Origin of the sequence: Mycobacterium sp. (assembly GCF_025933915.1) — a bacterium.
Lineage (GTDB): Bacteria > Actinomycetota > Actinomycetes > Mycobacteriales > Mycobacteriaceae > Mycobacterium.
Window position 1 is genome coordinate 1 of the sequence record NZ_JAICZA010000037.1, and the last position, 17,894, is coordinate 17,894.

A 17,894-nucleotide genomic window follows, 5' to 3' on the forward strand; every position below is an offset into this window, starting at 1 on the left:
GGCGTTGTTGCGGTCCATCCAGTCCTTGAGGCGTGCCAGCGTGTCGTCGAGGCGGCTACCGGCGGCCGCGTAGGCCAGGATCGGGATCGCGACGCTCGACGCCGCGATGGCCACGAAGAATGCGGCGGCCACCCAGTCGCCGGCGACGCCGAGCCCGCTGGTGCCGATGCCCAAGCCGGCCGGCACACAGATGAGCGCCACATCCGGGCGCACCACCGCCAGCACCGCCCCGGTGATACCGGCACGGGCCGGGGTGATGCTGGCGAACGAGCGCATCCACGCCGGTGACTCGGCCTGGCCGTTCCGCTTGAGCCACCGGACCACCCCGAACACGATCAGCGCCGCCCCCAGCACGACGCGCAGCCACGCCGACCACCGCGGCGGCGCCTTGTCCAAGCCGCCGAGCAAGCCGGAGGCCCCGACCGACAGCGCCGTCAGCGCGGCCAGGCCGAACAGCCAGCCGCCCAGAAACGCCAGGCCGCTGGGCCGCGGCCGCGGCGCCTGCAGCACCAGCACCGCCGGGATGACCGTGAGCGGCGAGAGCGAGATGACCAGTCCGAGCGGAACCAGCCCGGTCAGCACGGTGCCCCAGCTTCCTGCCATGCGCGGCATCCTCCCATTGCCGCGCCGAGGTGACGTCGAAACGCGCCGTGGTCGGCCGAACCGGGGTCAGGCCAGCGCGCGAATCCCGTTGTAGAGCACGATCAACCCGATCAGAAACAGGATGACGGCCAGCATCGCGTCGTGGTTCGCTTCCATCCAGGCTTTGAGACGTTCGAGCGGTTCCTCGAGGCGGTCACCGGCGCCGACGTAGGCCAGTATCGGGATGGCCACCGTGGACGCGGCCAGGACGACGAAGATCGCGGCCGCGACCAATTGGGCACCGGCGCTCAGGCTGCTGTTGCCGACGGCCAAACCGGCCGCCGCGCACAGGATCAGCACCTCGGGCCGCAGCGGCACCAGGACCGCCGCCACCGCCCCGGCGCGCATCGGGGAGAGCGTGGAGAACGAACGCATCCAGCGCGGCATGCTGCGGTTGCGGTGCCGGGTGAACCAATGGAACGCCGCCAGCCCGATCAGCGCGACCCCGAAGACCAGCCGCACCCACGATGCCCACGTCGGCGGGGTCGCGTGCAAGCCACCGAGCAGCCCCGAGCCGGCGACGAACGCGGCGGTGAGAGTCACCAGGCCCACCAGCCAGCCGCCCAGGAAGGCGAGACTGGCCGGGCGCGGCCGGGGCGCGTGCAGCACCAGCACCGCGGGGATGACCGTGATCGGTGACAGCGCGATGACGGCCGCCAACGCGATGACCTTGCTCAGGACCGAGGCCCAACTTGCGTCCACGGGCAGCAATCATCGCATTGGCGTGGCGCCGGCGCGGTCAGCCTTTGCGGCGCAGCGTCCAGGCGGGCACCCAGTGCGTCACGGTTTTGCGCTGGGATCCGTAGGCGACGGGATAGGTCACCAGGCCCCACCAGTCGCCCTGCTCGCATAGGGCCCAGCAGCTCAGGCACCCCTCGACGACCTTGTGCAGCTGCAGACCGTTGGGCTGGTAGCGCCCCGCCCGGTGCGGCTCACGCGGGAACAGCACCGTCAGGTCAACCAGCACCGCGATCGGCGGGCGAACCACCCGAAACGGGCTGCGGACCGGTTGGCCGTTGTACCCGATCGACGCGAGCGATCCCATTGATCGATCATACGTTCGAATCGCGGGCCTGAGTCCGCCGAACGTCCCGGTCCGCTTCTGGCAACATAGCGGTGTGTTCAGCCTCGGCGTGCTTGACGGCCGCCGACCGGCGGTGGTGGCCGCACGGGACCCGCTGATCGTCGCGGTGCTCGCCGTCGCGCTGAGCATGGCCGGAGCCGCCCGGCCCTCCTTCTGGTACGACGAGGCCGCGACCATCTCGGCCTCATACAGCCGCTCGCTGGGCCAGTTATGGCACATGCTGGGCAACGTCGACGCCGTCCACGGCCTGTACTACCTGCTCATGCATGGGTGGTTCCAGATCTTTCCGCCCACCGAGTTCTGGTCCCGCGCGCCCAGTGGCCTTGCCGTGGGAGGCGCCGCCGCCGGCATCGTCGTGCTGGGCAGGCAGTTCTCGACGCGGACCGTCGCGGTGGCCTCCGGGGTGTTCTGCGCGATCTTGCCCCGGGCGACGTGGGCGGGCATTGAGGCTCGCTCCTACGCCATGTCGATGATGGCCGCCGTGTGGCTGACCGTCCTGCTCATCTACGCCGCGCGCCGCAACAACGCTTGGCGGTGGCTGTCTTACGGTGTCGCGCTGGCCTTCTCGATTGCGCTCGACGCCTACCTCGCGCTGCTGCTGGTGGCCCACGGCGTCGTGGTCGGCGTCTTTCACCGCGGCCGAACGGTGTTGGCGGGCTTCGCTATTTCCTCGGCCGTGGCGGTGGGTGCGCTGCTGCCGTTCCTGCTGACGGTTGCCGGGCAAGCACACCAGATCAGCTGGGTCGCCCCGATCGGTCACCGCACCATCGAAGACGTGCTGATGCAGCAGTATTTCGAACGAAGCCCCCCGTTCGCCATACTGTCGGCGCTGCTGATCTTCGCGGCGATTGCGTTGTGGTTCAGCGGATCCGCACGGTTGGCGTCATCGGAGCGGCAGCTGCTGGTCCTCGCGGCGGGATGGCTGGTCATACCGACCGCCACGATCCTGACCTATTCGGCGCTGGTGCACCCGATCTATACGCCCCGCTACCTGTGCTTCACCGCCCCCGCGATGGCGCTGATCCTGGGTGTCTGCGGTGGCGCGGTGGCCGCCAGACCCTGGGTGACCGCGGCGCTCGTCGGACTTTTCACCGTGGCCGCGGCACCGAATTATGTACGGGCACAGCGTGATCCGTACGCCAAATACGGGATGGACTACAGCCAGGTGGCCGACCTGATCACCGCGCAGGCGGCGCCGGGCGATTGCCTGCTGGTGAACGACACGGTGACGTTCATGCCGGCCCCCATGCGCCCCTTGCTGGCGGCGCGCCCGGATGCCTATCGGAAGCTGGTCGATCTCACGCTGTGGCAACGCGCGACCGACCGCAACGACGTCTTCGACACCAACCTCATCCCCGAGGTCGTCGCCAAGCCGTTGAGCCACTGCGGCGTCGTCTGGATCGTCACCCAGGCCGACCCGTCGCAGCCGGCGCACGAGCGGGGTACGGCGCTACCGCCCGGACCCCGCTACGGGGCCACCCCGGCGTTCGCGGTGCCGCACGACCTGGGCTTCCGGCTGGTCGAGCGGTGGCAGTTCAACCTGGTTCAGGTGCTCAAAGCGACCTCAGCGAACCAGTGACGGCTACCAGATGCGGAGGTAGTCGATGAGCATGGAGGCCGGAAAGACACCCGCGGCGGGGTCACCGGCGCCCACCCCGCCGACGGCGAGCGTGAACATCGGGGTCATCCAGTAGCCGGGGTTGTTGAACGGCCACCGGAAGTCGTCGGGAGCGCCGCCGGCGACGTGGATGGGCTTGTTGGGAACCTTGTAGTACTGCGCCCCGTCCCGCGAGAATTCAAATCCCTCTTCGCCCCAATGCATTCGCCAGGTGTGCCAGTTGCCGTCGACCAGACCGGGAATCGACCTGCCCTCCCAGGTTTTCCCGTTGGACGCCGCGTGCACCGTGGTCCCCGGGGCCCACTCGCCGTTGCCGTACCACTCGAAGACGTCGACCTCGCCGTCGGGCAGCGGATCCTCGTTGACGCCCCAAAACGAGGGCCACAGCCCGGGGGTCAGGCAGTCCAGCTTGATCTTCGCTTCCCAGGTCTGGTTGATCATGCTGCGGAAGTTGCCGCGCAACTTTCCGGTGTAGTAAGTGTTGCCCAGGAAATCGTGTGTGGCGCACAGGACGAGGTTGGAGTGGCCGTCCTGGAACACGTTTTGGCGGTCGTCGCGATAGATCCCCTCCACCGGCGGGTACACGTCGTCCTGCCAGGTCTGGATCGTCCATTTGCCCGGATCGGGCGCCGAACCCGCGGGCCCGTCGAACTCGTCGGCGAAGATGTACGGCCCACCCCCGGCCGACGGCGGCGCCTGCGGCGCCGACGGGGTGGCCCAGGCGCCCGGCAAGCGCATCGCAGCCCCGAGCATGCCGAGCCCCGACATCAACATCATGCTGCGACGATCCATCTACAAACCACCCATCGTTGAAGCCGGCTCGTCAAGCCCGGCGCGATCTCCCCAGGTAACTCTCGCAAACGGTGTTATGAAACCACGCGGAGGGGGTGGGACGCATCCGTTCGGCCTGAACCGGCGCCGGGTTCGCTGAGCCTGACCAGCGTCTTGCCGACGTTGACGCCGGTGAACAGGCCGTTGAGGGCGTCCACACACGACTCGATGCCCTCAAAGATGGTCTGCCGGTGGTGAAGTCGGCCCTCGGCCTCCCACCGACGCAGCGCGGCGAACGCCTCGTCGAAGCGGCCCCACTGATCCAGCGCGTTGAACCCCTGCATCAGCGCGGTCTTGGACAGCAGGTTCACATAGTTCGCCGGCCCGGGATGCTCCCCGGTCAGGTAGCTGGAGATGACGCCGCACAGCACGACGCGCGCGCGGGAGGCCAGCCGGCCCAGCACGGCGTTGAGGACGGCCCCGCCCACGTTGTCGAAGTAGACGTCGACGCGTTGCGGGCAATGCTTTTTGAGCGCCGCCGCGATGTCCTCGTTTTTGTAGTCGATGCACGCGTCGAAGCCGAAGTCCTCCACCACCGCGCGGCATTTCTCCGGGCCGCCCGCGATGCCCACCACCCGGGCGCCGGCGATCTTGGCGATTTGCCCGGCGACCGATCCGGTGGCCCCGGCGGCCGCCGAGACCACGACCGTTTCCCCGGGCTGCGGCCGCCCGATGTCGGTCATCCCGAAATAGGCGGTGGCGCCGGTCGGCCCGTACACCGACATGATCGCCAGCTGGTCGTCCTCGCCCGGGATCGGTGTGCTGAAAATGTCGTCGCGGATGATCACGTATTCCTGAAACCCGGTCAGCGTGGTGACGACGTCGCCGACGGCGAAGGCGTCACAACGCGACGCGACCACCTCGCCGATGCCGGCCGCCCGGATGACCTCACCCAGCTGCACCGGCGGAAGGTAGCCGGGCTGGTCGTCGAGCCAGGTGCGGGCGGCCGCGTCGATGCCGACATAGGTGGTGCGCAGCAGCGCCTCCCCGTCGGCGGGTCGGGGTGCGGCCGTGCTGACCGTTTCCGTGTCGTCCGGCCGGACGAGCCCGGAAGGGCGACGACGCAACAGCACCTGGCGGTTCGGCAAATCGGGCACGATCCTAAAAACTACCGAACGGGCCGAAAACACAGAAGCGAATGGCATATTCAATGCATGGCAGCAAACGATGACCCGGAGGAGCGGATCCGGGAACTCGAGCGCCCGCTCGCCGAGTCGGCCTGGACATCAGAGCAGGGCAGCGCCCAGCCCGCCGGCCAGAGTCATCCGCCCGGTCCGGCGGGCGCCCCGCCCCCGCCGCCCGCCCCGTGGACCTTCGGCGGCCCCATTCCCGGACCGCCCCCGCCCCGGCCCTCGAGCACCCGCGTCTGGTGGATGCTGGGCACGGTCGTCGTCATCGGCGTGGTCGCGCTGGCGGGCGGCATCGCCGCCTTTGCCGCACACCGGATTTCCGGGGTGAAGTCTTTCATCACCTCCCCGCCGAGCATCTCGACGAGCCTCGGGCCGCAGACCTCCCGGCAACATCGCCGTCGACCTCGCCCGCCGCGCCGCGGGGCACTCAGCTCAGCGTGGCCGGTATCAACGAGAACCGGACCATCGCCTGCAACGAGAACATCGTCAACGTCAGCGGGGTCTCCAACACGGTGCAGATCTCCGGGCATTGCGCCAGCCTGTCGGTCTCCGGCGTGCAAAACGCGATCACCATCGACGCCGTCGACACCATCACCGCCTCCGGATTCAACAACAAGGTCACCTACCACTCGGGCACACCGAAGATCAGCAACTCCGGTGAATCGAACCTCGTCGCGCAGGGCTGAGCCGAAACCGACTGCTACGCGGGCTCTTCGGAGGCGTCGTCGAGGACGCTGACCGCGATGCCGTACGGCAGGAAACGCACTTTGCGTTTCGGATCGAGGTTGTCCTTGTTCGCCCGCAACGCGTCGAGTTCGGTCGCATAGACCTGTTCGACGTGCGCGCCGCCGTCGGCGTCCACCGTGTAGATGGCCCACACACCCTCGCCGGCCTCGCCGGCGGTCTCGGGCGCGGGGCGCGGGCGCCGCGAGAGGTCCTCGAAAATCGTCGACCAGCCCGTCCGGGCGCCGGGAGCGGCGACGAACCTGCTGACGCGCTCGAACACGTCGCGCAGCCCCTCGCTGCCCTCGTGGATTATTCGATCGAACTCATCGGGGTCGAATCCGAACCCACCGTGCTCGCCCATCCGACCTCCTTGGAGTGCGTGCCGTCATTGCCAGTGTGCGCTCAGCCGAGCGCGTGCGCCACGTGCTGGCCACGTCCTATGGGCCCGGCGGGGGCGGCGGCGGGTTGATCGGGATGGGCACCGTGACGAACGGGAAGTGCAGGTACATGGTCACCGGCGGCTGCGCGGGCGGGGGCGGCGCGGCCGGCGGGGGTGCCGGGGGCGGCGCGGCCGGCGGGGGTGCGGCGGCCGGCGGGGGTGCCGCCTTCTCGACGGGTTGTGGCACGTACTGCGGCGCCTGCCGGGTCGGGGCGCGATGGACCGGCGCCGGGGGCGCCGAGGTGGCCGTCGTCTGCGGTGCCTGCGCTATCGGCGCGGGCGCGGGGGCGGGCGCCTCCGGGGTGGGTGCGGGCGCGGGCGGGGGTGTGCTCGGGGCGGGCAACTGCGCTTGCGGGGGGTTGCTCGGCGGTGGGGCCGGCAGTTGGATCCCCGGGGTGGCAACGCTGGCGCCCGAGTTGTGCCCACCCGCCCGCGTCGGCTGATCCGACGTCAGCGTCACCAGCACCACCCCGGCTACCACGGCGGCGATGCCGGCCAGGGCGCCGCTGGCCAGCAGCATCGCCCGGCTGCGGCGGGGGGGCGTCTCGTCGTCGTCGGCTTCGTCGGCCAGGGCGCTGTAGGCACGGACACCGGTGCCCGTGCCGCCATCACCCCAGGAGTCCAGGTAGGTCAGGCCGAGCGCCGGCGGGCTCAGTTCCCCGGTGCCCGGGTCCAGCGCGTAGGCCAGGGCCGCCGTCGACGACGCGAACAGCGGTGCGTTCGCCGACGCCAGCGCGGCCCCGCGGGCCAGCGCCATGTCCGGCTCCTCCGGGCCGGTGACCCGCAGCGACGTGGCCGCCTCGATCGTGGGCTTCAGCGAAACGATGTCGGCTCCGCCGCCGACCAGGAACACGCCGTCCGCCCCGGACCCGCCCGCATCCAGGCCGGCGACCATCGACGCCAACTCGGAGGCCGCCGCACCGCCGGGGGCGACGGTGATCCGGCGCCGGTGCAGATCGACGATGGAACCGTCGGCCACCTCGACGACGGCCAGCGTCGCGCTCCCGGACTCGACGAACAGCATCGCGATGCGCTCGTACGCGAGGGCGTAACCCACCGTCTGCGCCAACGCGGCCGCCGCCAGCAACGGCGCGACCAGCATCACGTCGCCGAGGTGGCTGGTGTTGATCGCCTCGCGCAGCGCGGCGACGTCGGCGGGGTTCGTCCAGGTGACCCCGGTGGAGCTCAACCGGTGGCCGCCCTCGATCACTCCTTCGCGGGTGCCGCCGATGGCGTCGATCACCCGATCGACGGCATTGGCGGGCCGATCGGCCGAATTCCCCGCGGCTCCAACCTCGAACTCTTCTTGTTCGACGGTCACACCGTCGGCGTCTCGGCCTTCTATCGCTACCAGGCGGACCGTCCTGGGAGCCATCGACACCCCAAGCACGATGTCCACGTAACGCCTCCAAGGTCTTCTGAGTGCCCGCGGGGGAAGCCCTCCGCAAGGGCGTGACGGGGCAAACCCCATCCGAACTTGGTGACACCACGCTACCCGCGCGCGGTGAGCCGCGCAGGCGGACTGCCTAAGCAGGCAGGACGTTAATAACCCGGGCCCAGGAACGGATTCTGGGAGCTGCCCGGATACTGCGGATACTCGTTCCCCGGATACTGCTGATACTGCGGATACTCGTTCGCCGGATACTGCGGAGTGGCCGGAGCCTGCTTCTGGGGCACCTGGATCGGTATCGGTACCGGCAGCAGCGGAACGTGGATCCACTCGGTGGTCATCGGCACCGTCGTCGTGGTGCTGGTGGTGATCGGCGCCTCACTCGTGAGGGGAGGCGGCGGTGTCGTCGTGGCCGCCGGCGGTTGAGTCGTCATAGGCGCCGTTGTGGTGACCGTCGGTTGCGGCGGCGCGGTCGTCGCAGGTGCCGTATGCCTCGGGGTGTAGACCGGCGCCGGGGGCGCCGGGTTCACCACGACCGGAGGCGGTGGCGGCGCCTGCGGCGGTTCGGGCGGCGGTGGCGGCGGACTGGGGATCGGTTGCGCGCTGGGTGGCGGGGGCGGCGGCACCGCGGTGGGCGGCGGCGCGGCCGGGCGTGGCGCCACCGGGCTGACGTGCTGCGCCGGCGGCGGCGCGACGGAGGGCGCCGGCGGAGCCTGACGATTTTCGATCCCGGTCAGCGTGTAGGCCACCCCGCCGACCGCCGTCATGGCGACCAACGCCGACATGCCGATGATCAACTGGGAGAACCGCAGGCGCAGCCAGGGGCGGCGTTCCCGCGGCGCCTCGATGACGTTGAGCCGCATGGACCAGCCGGCCGGGCCGTCTTCGTCGTAGGTTTCGCCACCGAACCGCATCCGCAGGTCGCCGGGATCATCGGTTTGCGACCACGCCAATTCGCGATCCGTGAGCGCCTCGTCGTCGATCACCAGCACGTCGCCGGCGCCGAGGTCGACGACGTCGCCGACGGCGTCGGCGGCCGCGAGCAGCCCGATCGATGTGCGGGTGCGCAGATCCAGTTCTTCCCCGCGGGAGGCCAGGATCAGCGCCCCGCAGGCCGCCGCGAACGCCGGTTGCGACGGTGTCAGGATCGGGGTGCGCCCATGCATCGAGAGCCGTTCGGTCACAAGCGGAATGCGCGCCCCCCCACCGACGGTGACCACCGCCGCAAGGTCAGACCAGCTCTTGCGGTAGCGCACCAGCATGTCGTCGAAGGCATAGATGAAGCCGGTCAGCCGATCCTGGATCAGCTCTTCGAGGTCGTCCTGGGTCAACGTCAGACTGCAACTGCGCCCGCCCAGCTCGGCGGCGATGTCGGTGGCCATGTCGGCCGAAAGCCGCTCCTTGGCCGCCCGGCATTGTTCCCTGAGTTCGCCGAGCTGTCCGACGGCCGCGGTGCCGCCCGGGTCGAGGCCGCTGCCGTGGCCCAGCTCCTCGAAGGCGCGCAGCTGCAACTCCTGGTCGATCTCTTCTCCGGACAACGCGGCGTACCGCATTGTGGCGCTGACGAGTTCGAAGTCCCCGGTGATGTTCACCAGGGTGGCCGAGGTGCCGCTGCCGCCGAAGTCGAGCAGTCCGACCACGCCCTGGTCGGGCAGGCCGAGCTCGGATTTCACCGCGGTCACCGACGCGATCGCATCCGAGACCAGGCGGGGCGCCATCCCGCTTCGGACGAACCCCACATGGGTCCGCAAGGCGTCGCGCAGCGCCTGCACCGTGCCGGGTTTCCAGTGCGCGGGAACCGCGATGGAGATTTCCGAGCACGCCGCATCCGCGCCGGCGGCGAGCAACATCGCATCCAGGGCCTCCACCGTCAACAGCTCCGGGTCATGTGCGGAACCGTCGGGCGACACCAGTGCGACCGAATCGCCGACACGCTCGATGAATCCCTTCATCGGCACACCGGGCTCGGCTAGGGGTGGATTATCTTCGGGCACACCGATTTTCGGTGCACAGTGCGGGTAAAGGGTGAGCACACAGCGGCGGCTAACCGGTGGGCTTCCATTACGCGCAGCGACCAGGTTCGTGGTCCCGATCGACAACCCAAGGGGGTCGTACATAGAGCGAAAACCTTCGTCTATAGGGGTCGGTGGCCAGCGTTAACCATAGCCGCGGACACGCCCAAAGCCGATGGGTTGCAACATCATCGGTACTTGGTCGATGCGGTTGTGTCACCGAAGTGGTACCGCCGACCCCTTGACAAAGTGGGTTTGACTCACACCACGGTGAGCGGTAGCGATCGCCTCGGTTCGAACTGGAAGGTGGAACCACCGCTGACCTTGGTCACCGACACCTCCGGCAGTTCGGCGGCCTCGGTGTCGGTTTCGACGAACTCGGCGGTCCAGTCGGTGTCGGTACCGCTGACATGAACCTCGATGCGCCGGTCGACCGCGGTGGCGATCGCCTGCAGCGGTTGCGTCGATTCCGGCGAGCACAGTGAGATCCAGGCGGCGTCGTCGTGCGCCGGTGACCGGTGGACCACCAGCCGCTCGCCCGCGATTTCCGACACGACATAGCCCGCGGGATTGAGCAGCGGGTGCAGATCCAGGACGCGCAGCAGTCCGTCGATGCCGCCGGGTGACCCTATGGCGCGGTGGATCCGCTCAGCGGCGAGCCCGGCCACGCCGATCAGGCCGCGGGTGCAGATCGACACGGCTTCGGCATCGTCGGCCGCGCGCTTGCGCACCGCGATGACGAAAGACAGATACAGCAGGTGCATCTGCAAGCAGACCTCGTCGGCCATCCGCACCAGGGCCGAGTGCGAGAACGCGCCGAAGTCCAGATCGGCCAGCAGCGGCCCGGAATAATCCGCCATCCCCTCATCGGAGGAATCGATGGGGTCGAGTTCCCAACTGGCAGCGTGGGTTTGAAGCACGATGTCGAGTTCCGGAATGGCTTGGGCCTCGGGATAGGACTCGTCGATGATCACCGTCCACAAGCAGTGCGGCTTTCGGTCGGCCGGTTCGCGCGGGGGCCGGTGGACGGGCCGGCACTGCGCGCGCGGATTGGTCGCCACCGCGGTGGCGTCGAAGGTCGGGTCCTCGATGGTGTGGCACATCCCGAAGACGTAGTCCGGCCCCATCGGCTCGACATCGAGCAGCGCACCGCAGGACGCCAGCTCGAATTGACCGTGCCAGCGGTCATGCACGGTGTAGCGGAAGTCCATGAACTGCGGCGGAGCGCCGATATCGAGTTGCAGGCCCTTGAAAATGGTGGGCACATCGTTGCCCTCGTAGTTCAGCGCCCGTTGCATGCGCCGGGTGTAGATGGGGCTGGCGGCCGACCACTCCTCGATGGCGATCTGCACCATGTCGTCCCGGCCGAACGAACTGATGCACCACGCCATGCCGGAGCGATCGATCATCTGCCCGATCAGCAGCAGTTCGGGTACCAGGACGGCAAGCTCGGAACGGGTCAAGCGCGCATACGGGGATTGGGCCACGGCCCAAAAATAGACTCGACTATGTTATAAAGTCAACAATGTCCATTGCCGCAGGCCAGACTCCCGGGCGCTCGGTCGGTCCCACCAGGCGAACCACCGCGCCGCGCAAGCGCGGCGATGACACCCGGGCGAAGATCATCGACGAGACGGTCCGCTGCATCATCGAGGAGGGCTTCCCCGCCGCGACCGCCAAGCACGTGGCCGAACGCGCGGGGGTGACCTGGGGGGTCATCCAATATCACTTCGGCGATCGCAACGGCCTGCTGATGGCCGTGGTGGACGACGGGGTGGCCAGGCTGGTGGAGAGCCTGTCGTCGGCCGATGTCAGCGCGTTGCCGCTGCACGAGCGGATCGAGGTGGTGATCGACACCGCGTGGAGCTGCTACAGCAGTCCGACGTCGATGGCGGCGTTCGAAATCCTGCGGGCGACCCGCGGCGGCCTGGGTGAATCCTCGCGGCGGCACCTGCTCGAAATGAACTCCGCGATCGGTCAGCTCGGCCGGTTGATCACCACCGATCCGGCGAATACTGGTGTGGCCGAGGTGATTTGGGCAACCTTACGCGGTGTTGTGCTGGCACAGATGGTCACCGGGACGACGGTCGACTGGAGCCTGGAGCGGCGCGCCCTGATCGACATGGTCACCCGTGTGCTGCAATGAACCGATGACCCTCGACGAACTGGCCGACATCGAAGCCATCAAGCAAGTCAAATACCGGTATCTGCGCGCGCTGGACACCAAGCGCTGGGACGATTTCGCCGACACGCTCGCCGCGGATGTCATCGGCGACTACGGCTCCTCGGTGGGCGAGGAGCACCATTTCACCAACCGTGTCGACCTGGTGAACTACATGCGCAAATCGCTTGGGCCGGCGGTGATTACGGAGCACCGGGTGACGCACCCGGAGATCACCGTGTCCGGCGACGAGGCTTCGGGCGGCTGGTATCTGCAGGACCGGGTCATCGTCGCCGACGTCAACTTCATGCTGATCGGCGCGGCCTTCTACCGCGATCGATACCGGCGCACCGAGGACGGCTGGAAGATCAGCGCCACCGGCTACGACCGGACCTATGAGGCGACAATGTCGTTGGCGGGCATCGACTTCAAGGTGACACCCGGCCGCGCGCTGGACTGACCGGCCGGGCGCGCTACTTGGTGATCGCGATGACCGCGCCGGGCCGCAGCCATTTCATGATCGACACCAGCTGAGCGTCGTCGACGGCCACACAGCCCTCGGTGGGTTTCCCGTCGGTGGTGTGAAAGAAGAACGCGGCACCGCCACCCGGGGCCTTGTTCTTGTTGACGCCCATCACGACCGCATGCTTGTACTGCGGGATTTGCAGGTTTTCGCTTTCGCCCGTGTTGAACGGGCATTGCGCCTTCTGGCACACCTGCATCGAGTTGAAGGTGGCGCTGTGGTCGTCGCCGCTCCACCAGTAGTTGGGCCCGACGACCTGGGTGTAGGGCAGCCCGCCCCCGGGATTCGGGGCGGTGCCGAAGGCCGAGTCCAGGCTGTAGACGCCCATCGGGGTGGCCGGAACACCGCTCTTGGCCTGCGGCGCCATCCCCGCCGAACCGACGTGGGTGGGAATGCCGGAACGCAGCGACTGCCAGCCGGTGCCGGTGCGCTGGAAGATCTCCATTGTCGCGTTCGAACCGCCGGTGCTCACCACCGAAACCACCTGCGTCGCATTGCCGACCGCATTCGCGAACCAGGGGGCGCCGGCAGCGGCGCCGATCGGCGCGAACACCACCGAGGCGAAAATCATGCACGCCGCAGCGCACAGTGACGTGACCAGCCGGTGCATGCACTCCATCGTCGGACCGGCACATCGTGGCGGTCAAGTAAAGCTTTAGCCCCAGTTAGGTCACCGCACCGTGACCAAATGCCCACCGCGACAAAGCGTTAGCGCGCCGCGGCCGGCTCCGCCGCATCCCCGATGCTCGCGGATTGCCCGATCGGAGGATGAAAAACCCAGAGACACAACAGGAAATACAGGTAACCCAGCGACCAGCCGGCCAGCACGTCGGACGGGTAATGCACGTTGAGCGCCACCCGGGAGATGCCGACCGCCGGCAACGCCAGCGCCACCGCGACGACCGCGATGCGCCGCGCCGCCCGGTTCGCCATCGGCAGCACGAAGGACAGCATCGCGAGCAGGCCGGCGGTCGCTTCGAGCGCATGACCGGACGGAAACGAGGTGGAGGCGGCCGCGACCAGCATGGTCGGCGGCCGTGGGCGGTCGGCCATCGCCTTGGCCGCCGCCGTCACGAGCTCGTTGCACGGCGCGCACGCCAGCAACAGCACCAGCGCGGCCCGCAGCCTGCGCATCGCCAGGGCGAACACCGTCGCCGCGATCCCCAGCACGGCCAGCGGCCCCGGGCCCAACACGAACGACACCGATTCGGCCAAGCGCAGCCATGACGGGTGTTTGATCGCGGCGGCGTGCGCCCCGTTCAACAGCGACCAGTCCACGCGATACAGCCAATTCCAGTGTTGGCGGTAGCCCACCCACATGAGCGCATAAACCGCCGCGGCCAGCACAGCGATCCCCACGGCCGGCGACGCCTTCGGTCGGGTCATGACCAACCGATACCAGCATGACCCGGGCCGGAGCCGTTTGGCCCGCCGCACGGAGTCGTCGGCGCCGTCATACTGGCCCTATGGCCGTCTTTGTCCGCAGGTTGTTCGGCATCGGCAAGCTGCCCGACGAGCTGCATGCCCAGGTCGAATCGGAAGGCCTCAGCTACCTTGCCGATTACGTCGCGGTGACCCGGCGGTTCCGCGGCACCATCCCCGGTGTGCGGTTGGCGCACGGCGTCGCCAGCTACACGGGTTCACTGGCCTTCACCTCGGAGCGCGTTTTGGCCACGCTGTCCATGTTGCCCCGGCTGGCCGGCCCGACCGTCAATGTCCGGTGGAACGCGCCGCAGACCGGCGCGGCACAGGTGGAGATCTCGTCGACCGGCCTGCAGGTGGATGTCGACGTCTCGCGGGTCGACGAAAAATTCAGCGGCGAGTTGTCGCTGCACTACAAAACCACCATTCCGGCCGATGTGCTCGACGGTCTGCCGCGGCGGTCGCTCGCGTTCGACATGCCGCCGGAATACGTGTTCCGCGCCGTCGGTGTTACCTATAGTCCCTGATCGTGATCCGCGGCCAGGGCGGCTGCCGCAGCACCGCCAGGCTGCCGATCACCGCGGCCAGCAGGCCGGTGAGCACCCCGATCAGCGCGATGCGGTTGCCATCCACGGCCGGCGTCCAGGTGGCCTGGCCGTTGCGGATGGCAAAGACCCCCAGCGGTTTGGCGACCAGGATGACGGTGGTGCCGTCGGGGGTCTGATATGGCTCGCCGTAGCCGCGGCCGGCGGCGGGATCGGCGGCCAGCTGGTCGAGTATGTCGGACGGCTTCACGGGACACTTCCCTTCAAGACACGACCCACGCTAACGCGGATTTCCTACGATGGCTGACGTGACCGGTCAGGCATTCAGCCCGCAAGAGCGCCGGGCCATCTACCGCGTCATCTCCGAGCGCCGTGACATGCGCCGGTTCGTTCCGGACGCGGTGGTGGACGAGGACGTGCTGGCGCGCCTGCTGCAGGCCGCGCACGCGGCGCCCAGCGTCGGCCTGATGCAGCCGTGGCGCTTCATCAGGATCACCGACGATGCGCTGCGGCGGCGCATCCACGGGCTCGTCGACGAGGAACGCCCGCTGACCGCCGCCGCCCTGGGCGAGCGGGCCGACGAATTCCTGGCGCTCAAGGTGGAGGGCATCCTCGATTGCGCCGAGCTTCTCGTGGTGGCGCTGGGCGACGACCGCGACCGGCACGTGTTCGGGCGGCGGACCTTGCCGCAGATGGACCTGGCGTCGGTGTCGTGCGCCATCCAGAATCTATGGCTGGCAGCACGATCCGAAGGCCTCGGCCTGGGCTGGGTGTCACTGTTCGATCCGCGGCGGTTGGCGTCGCTGCTGGACATGCCCGCCGGCGCCGAACCGGTGGCGATCCTGTGCCTGGGGCCGGTGCCCGAATTCCCCGATCGCCCGGCGCTGGAACTGGACGGCTGGGCCGCCCCGCGACCGCTGTCGGAGTTCGTCTGCGAAAACCGGTGGGGCCGCCTCCCGCAGCCCTGACTCGTCGGGCGCGGCGGGGATCGCCGCAGGACGTTGCGGTATCGTCGCCGGTCGCGAGGCAAGGTGAGAGGTGAACGCAATTGATGCCGGGCGAAGCTGGGGCCACGGAAGGTAGCACGCCGCACAAGGACAATGTGCTGATCGTGCACTGGCACGACCTGGGCCGCTACCTCGGCGCCTACGGCCACCCGGACGTAACGAGCCCCCGAATGGACCGCCTTGCGGCCGAGGGCATCCTGTTCACCCGGGCACACGCCACCGCGCCGCTGTGCTCGCCGTCGCGCGGATCGCTGTTCACCGGGCGCTATCCGCAGTCCAACGGTCTCATCGGCCTGGCCCACCACGGCTGGGAGTACCGCAGCGGAATCCGGACCCTTCCCCAAATCCTGTCCGAATCCGGTTGGTATTCAGCGCTTTTCGGTATGCAACACGAGACCTCCTACCCAAAGCGGCTGGGTTTCGACGAGTTCGACGTATCGAACTCCTACTGTGACTACGTGGCGGAAAAGGCCAACGAGTGGCTACGGCAAAGCGTCGAGGGCCTTGTGGGACAGCCGTTTTTGTTGACCGCCGGCTTTTTCGAGACACACCGGCCCTACCCCGAGGACCGGTACCCGGCGGCCGAGCGCGCCGATGTCGACCCGCCCGACTACCTGCCCGATACCCCCGAGGTGCGCGGCGACCTCGCCGCCTTCTACGGGGCCATCAGCGCGGCGGACGCCGCCGTCGGGCGACTGCTGGACACGCTGGCGGACACCGGGTTGGACGCCAACACCTGGGTGGTGTTCTTCACCGATCACGGCCCGGCTTTTCCGCGGGCGAAATCCACGCTGTACGACGCCGGAACCGGCATCGGCATGATCATCCGGCCGCCCACCAACCGGGCCGTGGCTCCCCGCGTCTACGACGAACTGTTCAGCGGCGTCGACCTGTTGCCAACGCTGCTGGGGCTGTTGGGAATCGGCGCTCCGGCCGATGCCGACGGTGTGTCGCACGCGGACGCCCTGCTGGAGCCGGGCCCGCACGCCACCCCGGTGCGCGACAAGGTGTACACGATGAAGACCTACCACGACTCGTTCGATCCGATTCGCGCGATTCGCACCAAGGACTACAGCTACATCGAGAATTACGCGTCGCGGCCGCTGCTGGATCTGCCCTGGGACATCGAGGAAAGCCCGTCCGGGGTGGCTGTGGCGCCGTTCGTCACGGCGCCACGGCCCGAGCGTGAACTCTACGATCTGCGCACCGACCCGACCGAAACCACCAACCTGCTGGCCGGCGACGGCGCGGACGCCGACGATGTTGCGGCCAACCTTGCTGTCCTGCTGCATGATTGGCGTCAGCGTACCGGCGACGTCATCCCCTCGGAATTCGCCGGCACCCGCATCGCCGCGCGGTACACCGAAACATATCTGCGGATTCATCAGGGCACCAAGCCGACCCCGCGGTCGGCCATCGCCGCCGACCGGGGTATCGAAGAAGGCAAACCCGCGCAACGTTAGCCGCGACTGGTCCGATGGTGGCGACCCGCTACGCGCGGCTCGCGCCGCCGACCACGGCGACGACGAACACCCGCCGGAACGGGAAGATCGTCGTTCCGTCGGACCGGGGCGGATAGGCGTCGGACAGCAGCGGAATCAGCTCCTCGCGGAACTGCTCCCAGGTGTCCTCGTCGAGCCGCTCACGCACCGGGACCAGCGCCGTTCCGGTGATCCATTCCAACACCGGGTGTTCGCCGGCCAGCTGATGCAGATAGGTGGTCTCCCAGACGTCGACCTTGCATCCCGCGTCGAGCAGCAGGTTGGCATAGTGCGCCGGCGGCTGAACGACCGCACCCACGCGAAATGGTATGTCGCGCAGCAGTTTCGCGTACGGCTCCCGGCGGGCCAGTGCCCGCACCGCGGCGTAGGACGGGGACTCGAAGTTACCCGGCATCTGAACCCCGATCCATGACCCGGGCGTCAGCTCCCCCGCCCACCGCAGCAGCAGGTCGGCATGCTCGGGCACCCAGTGCAGGGCCGCGTTGCTGACCACCACGTCGGTGTCGGGTTTGGGCTTCCAGTCGCGCAGGTCGCCGGTGACGGCGTCGATGCCGCGCTCCTTGGCGGCGGCCACCATTTCCGGTGAGCTGTCCACCGCCTCGATCACGGCGTCCGGCCAGCGCCGGCCCAGGTACTGCGTCAGGTGGCCGGGCCCGCAGCCGAGATCGACGACGCGGCGCACCCGCTCGGCGCCCACCCGCGACAGCAGATCGTAGAAGGGCCGGCCGCGATGGTCGGCAAAGGCCAGGTAGACGTCCGGGTCCCACATGTCGGTCCTCCTGATCAACGCGCCGTCGCTAGCCGGCTGATAGCAAACCGTATTACGTCTATGGTGCCCCGGCGCCGCCGCCGTCGTCCCGGA

The 17,894-nt window shown here is 68.7% G+C and carries 19 protein-coding genes and 1 pseudogene; 7 read left to right on the forward strand and 13 right to left on the reverse strand.

What is annotated here, in order from left to right; genetic code table 11:
• The 3 genes from Q0W90_RS08430 to Q0W90_RS08440 all read right to left on the reverse strand — a co-directional run.
• The coding region (locus Q0W90_RS08430; RefSeq protein ID WP_297774079.1) for a GAP family protein at nt 1-603 on the reverse strand (603 nt) is incomplete at its 3' end.
• A gap of 66 nt (nt 604-669) precedes the next feature.
• Nucleotides 670-1,344 carry a GAP family protein gene (locus Q0W90_RS08435; protein WP_297596253.1) on the reverse strand — a complete coding sequence of 225 codons (675 nt, stop codon included), beginning with the start codon at nt 1,342-1,344 and terminating at the stop codon, nt 670-672.
• Between the two features lie 37 nt (nt 1,345-1,381).
• Entirely contained in the window at nt 1,382-1,687 is a 306-nt protein-coding gene (locus Q0W90_RS08440; protein ID WP_297596256.1) for a hypothetical protein, read from the reverse strand.
• Between the two features lie 73 nt (nt 1,688-1,760).
• Here Q0W90_RS08440 and Q0W90_RS08445 point away from each other — a divergent pair, with 73 nt between their 5' ends.
• A complete protein-coding gene (locus Q0W90_RS08445; protein ID WP_297774081.1) occupies nt 1,761-3,305 on the forward strand; it encodes a glycosyltransferase family 39 protein in 1,545 nt (514 codons plus the stop codon).
• Nucleotides 3,306-3,308: 3 nt separating this feature from the next.
• Here the strand turns inward: Q0W90_RS08445 and Q0W90_RS08450 are convergent, their stop codons facing one another.
• Both Q0W90_RS08450 and Q0W90_RS08455 read right to left on the reverse strand, forming a co-directional pair.
• A complete protein-coding gene (locus Q0W90_RS08450; protein ID WP_297596260.1) occupies nt 3,309-4,136 on the reverse strand; it encodes a glycoside hydrolase family 16 protein in 828 nt (275 codons plus the stop codon).
• A 74-nt stretch (nt 4,137-4,210) separates the two neighbouring features.
• A complete protein-coding gene (locus Q0W90_RS08455; RefSeq protein WP_297774084.1) occupies nt 4,211-5,272 on the reverse strand; it encodes an NADP-dependent oxidoreductase in 1,062 nt (353 codons plus the stop codon).
• Between the two features lie 57 nt (nt 5,273-5,329).
• On the opposite strand from Q0W90_RS08455, the pseudogene Q0W90_RS08460 reads away from it, so the two are divergent.
• Nucleotides 5,330-5,991 (forward strand): annotated as a pseudogene (locus Q0W90_RS08460) (DUF3060 domain-containing protein).
• 14 nt (nt 5,992-6,005) lie between these two features.
• Here Q0W90_RS08460 and Q0W90_RS08465 read toward each other — a convergent pair.
• The 4 genes from Q0W90_RS08465 to Q0W90_RS08480 form a co-directional block, all read right to left on the reverse strand.
• Nucleotides 6,006-6,392, reverse strand: a complete 387-nt coding sequence (locus Q0W90_RS08465) for a hypothetical protein (protein WP_297596266.1) — start codon at nt 6,390-6,392, stop codon at nt 6,006-6,008.
• Nucleotides 6,393-6,468: 76 nt separating this feature from the next.
• On the reverse strand, nt 6,469-7,869 hold the full coding sequence (locus tag Q0W90_RS08470; RefSeq protein ID WP_297697956.1) for a hypothetical protein: 1,401 nt from the start codon (nt 7,867-7,869) through the stop codon (nt 6,469-6,471).
• A 143-nt stretch (nt 7,870-8,012) separates the two neighbouring features.
• Nucleotides 8,013-9,977, reverse strand: a complete 1,965-nt coding sequence (locus Q0W90_RS08475; protein WP_297774087.1) for an Hsp70 family protein — start codon at nt 9,975-9,977, stop codon at nt 8,013-8,015.
• A 155-nt stretch (nt 9,978-10,132) separates the two neighbouring features.
• Complete coding sequence (locus Q0W90_RS08480; protein WP_297697959.1) at nt 10,133-11,359, reverse strand: hypothetical protein; 1,227 nt, start codon at nt 11,357-11,359, stop codon at nt 10,133-10,135.
• Between the two features lie 38 nt (nt 11,360-11,397).
• On the opposite strand from Q0W90_RS08480, the gene Q0W90_RS08485 reads away from it, so the two are divergent.
• Together Q0W90_RS08485 and Q0W90_RS08490 are read left to right on the forward strand one after the other, a co-directional pair.
• Nucleotides 11,398-12,018: a TetR/AcrR family transcriptional regulator gene (locus Q0W90_RS08485; protein WP_297596277.1), complete on the forward strand. Its 621-nt coding sequence runs from the start codon at nt 11,398-11,400 to the stop codon at nt 12,016-12,018.
• The gene (locus tag Q0W90_RS08490; protein ID WP_297596279.1) at nt 12,005-12,493 is read left to right on the forward strand and encodes a nuclear transport factor 2 family protein; all 489 of its coding nucleotides are present in this window, start codon (nt 12,005-12,007) and stop codon (nt 12,491-12,493) included. The genes Q0W90_RS08485 and Q0W90_RS08490 overlap by 14 nt, the downstream gene beginning before the upstream one ends.
• A gap of 13 nt (nt 12,494-12,506) precedes the next feature.
• Here the strand turns inward: Q0W90_RS08490 and Q0W90_RS08495 are convergent, their stop codons facing one another.
• Both Q0W90_RS08495 and Q0W90_RS08500 read right to left on the reverse strand, forming a co-directional pair.
• Entirely contained in the window at nt 12,507-13,166 is a 660-nt protein-coding gene (locus Q0W90_RS08495) for a L,D-transpeptidase (RefSeq protein ID WP_297596281.1), read from the reverse strand.
• Between the two features lie 98 nt (nt 13,167-13,264).
• Nucleotides 13,265-13,942, reverse strand: coding sequence for a phosphatase PAP2 family protein (locus tag Q0W90_RS08500; RefSeq protein ID WP_297596283.1), 678 nt, complete (start codon nt 13,940-13,942; stop codon nt 13,265-13,267).
• 80 nt (nt 13,943-14,022) lie between these two features.
• Here Q0W90_RS08500 and Q0W90_RS08505 point away from each other — a divergent pair, with 80 nt between their 5' ends.
• The gene (locus tag Q0W90_RS08505; RefSeq protein ID WP_297596285.1) at nt 14,023-14,505 is read left to right on the forward strand and encodes a hypothetical protein; all 483 of its coding nucleotides are present in this window, start codon (nt 14,023-14,025) and stop codon (nt 14,503-14,505) included.
• Here the strand turns inward: Q0W90_RS08505 and Q0W90_RS08510 are convergent.
• Nucleotides 14,489-14,773, reverse strand: a complete 285-nt coding sequence (locus tag Q0W90_RS08510) for a hypothetical protein (protein WP_297596287.1) — start codon at nt 14,771-14,773, stop codon at nt 14,489-14,491. The two genes, Q0W90_RS08505 and Q0W90_RS08510, sit on opposite strands and share 17 nt — an antisense overlap.
• Before the next feature lie 49 nt (nt 14,774-14,822).
• Between Q0W90_RS08510 and bluB the strand changes: the two genes are divergently transcribed.
• Both bluB and Q0W90_RS08520 read left to right on the forward strand, forming a co-directional pair.
• Nucleotides 14,823-15,491, forward strand: coding sequence for a 5,6-dimethylbenzimidazole synthase (bluB, locus tag Q0W90_RS08515; protein ID WP_297596290.1), 669 nt, complete (start codon nt 14,823-14,825; stop codon nt 15,489-15,491).
• Nucleotides 15,492-15,574: 83 nt separating this feature from the next.
• Nucleotides 15,575-16,993, forward strand: a complete 1,419-nt coding sequence (locus Q0W90_RS08520) for a sulfatase (protein ID WP_297774091.1) — start codon at nt 15,575-15,577, stop codon at nt 16,991-16,993.
• A gap of 28 nt (nt 16,994-17,021) precedes the next feature.
• On the opposite strand, the gene Q0W90_RS08525 is transcribed toward Q0W90_RS08520, so the two are convergent.
• On the reverse strand, nt 17,022-17,801 hold the full coding sequence (locus tag Q0W90_RS08525) for a trans-aconitate 2-methyltransferase (RefSeq protein ID WP_297596294.1): 780 nt from the start codon (nt 17,799-17,801) through the stop codon (nt 17,022-17,024).
• Nucleotides 17,802-17,894 lie beyond the last annotated feature (93 nt).

What these genes read in the sequence shown, in the direction of transcription:
- Q0W90_RS08440 (WP_297596256.1), bottom strand. Translation starts at nt 1,687, where the DNA reads ATGGGATCGCTCGCGTCGATCGGGTACAACGGCCAACCGGTCCGCAGC.
- Q0W90_RS08450 (WP_297596260.1), bottom strand. Translation starts at nt 4,136, where the DNA reads ATGGATCGTCGCAGCATGATGTTGATGTCGGGGCTCGGCATGCTCGGG.
- Q0W90_RS08465 (WP_297596266.1), bottom strand. Translation starts at nt 6,392, where the DNA reads ATGGGCGAGCACGGTGGGTTCGGATTCGACCCCGATGAGTTCGATCGA.
- Q0W90_RS08505 (WP_297596285.1), top strand. Translation starts at nt 14,023, where the DNA reads ATGGCCGTCTTTGTCCGCAGGTTGTTCGGCATCGGCAAGCTGCCCGAC.
- Q0W90_RS08525 (WP_297596294.1), bottom strand. Translation starts at nt 17,801, where the DNA reads ATGTGGGACCCGGACGTCTACCTGGCCTTTGCCGACCATCGCGGCCGG.
- Q0W90_RS08495 (WP_297596281.1), bottom strand. Translation starts at nt 13,166, where the DNA reads ATGCACCGGCTGGTCACGTCACTGTGCGCTGCGGCGTGCATGATTTTC.
- bluB (WP_297596290.1), top strand. Translation starts at nt 14,823, where the DNA reads ATGGCTGACGTGACCGGTCAGGCATTCAGCCCGCAAGAGCGCCGGGCC.
- Q0W90_RS08485 (WP_297596277.1), top strand. Translation starts at nt 11,398, where the DNA reads ATGTCCATTGCCGCAGGCCAGACTCCCGGGCGCTCGGTCGGTCCCACC.
- Q0W90_RS08475 (WP_297774087.1), bottom strand. Translation starts at nt 9,977, where the DNA reads ATGTACGACCCCCTTGGGTTGTCGATCGGGACCACGAACCTGGTCGCT.
- Q0W90_RS08520 (WP_297774091.1), top strand. Translation starts at nt 15,575, where the DNA reads ATGCCGGGCGAAGCTGGGGCCACGGAAGGTAGCACGCCGCACAAGGAC.
- Q0W90_RS08500 (WP_297596283.1), bottom strand. Translation starts at nt 13,942, where the DNA reads ATGACCCGACCGAAGGCGTCGCCGGCCGTGGGGATCGCTGTGCTGGCC.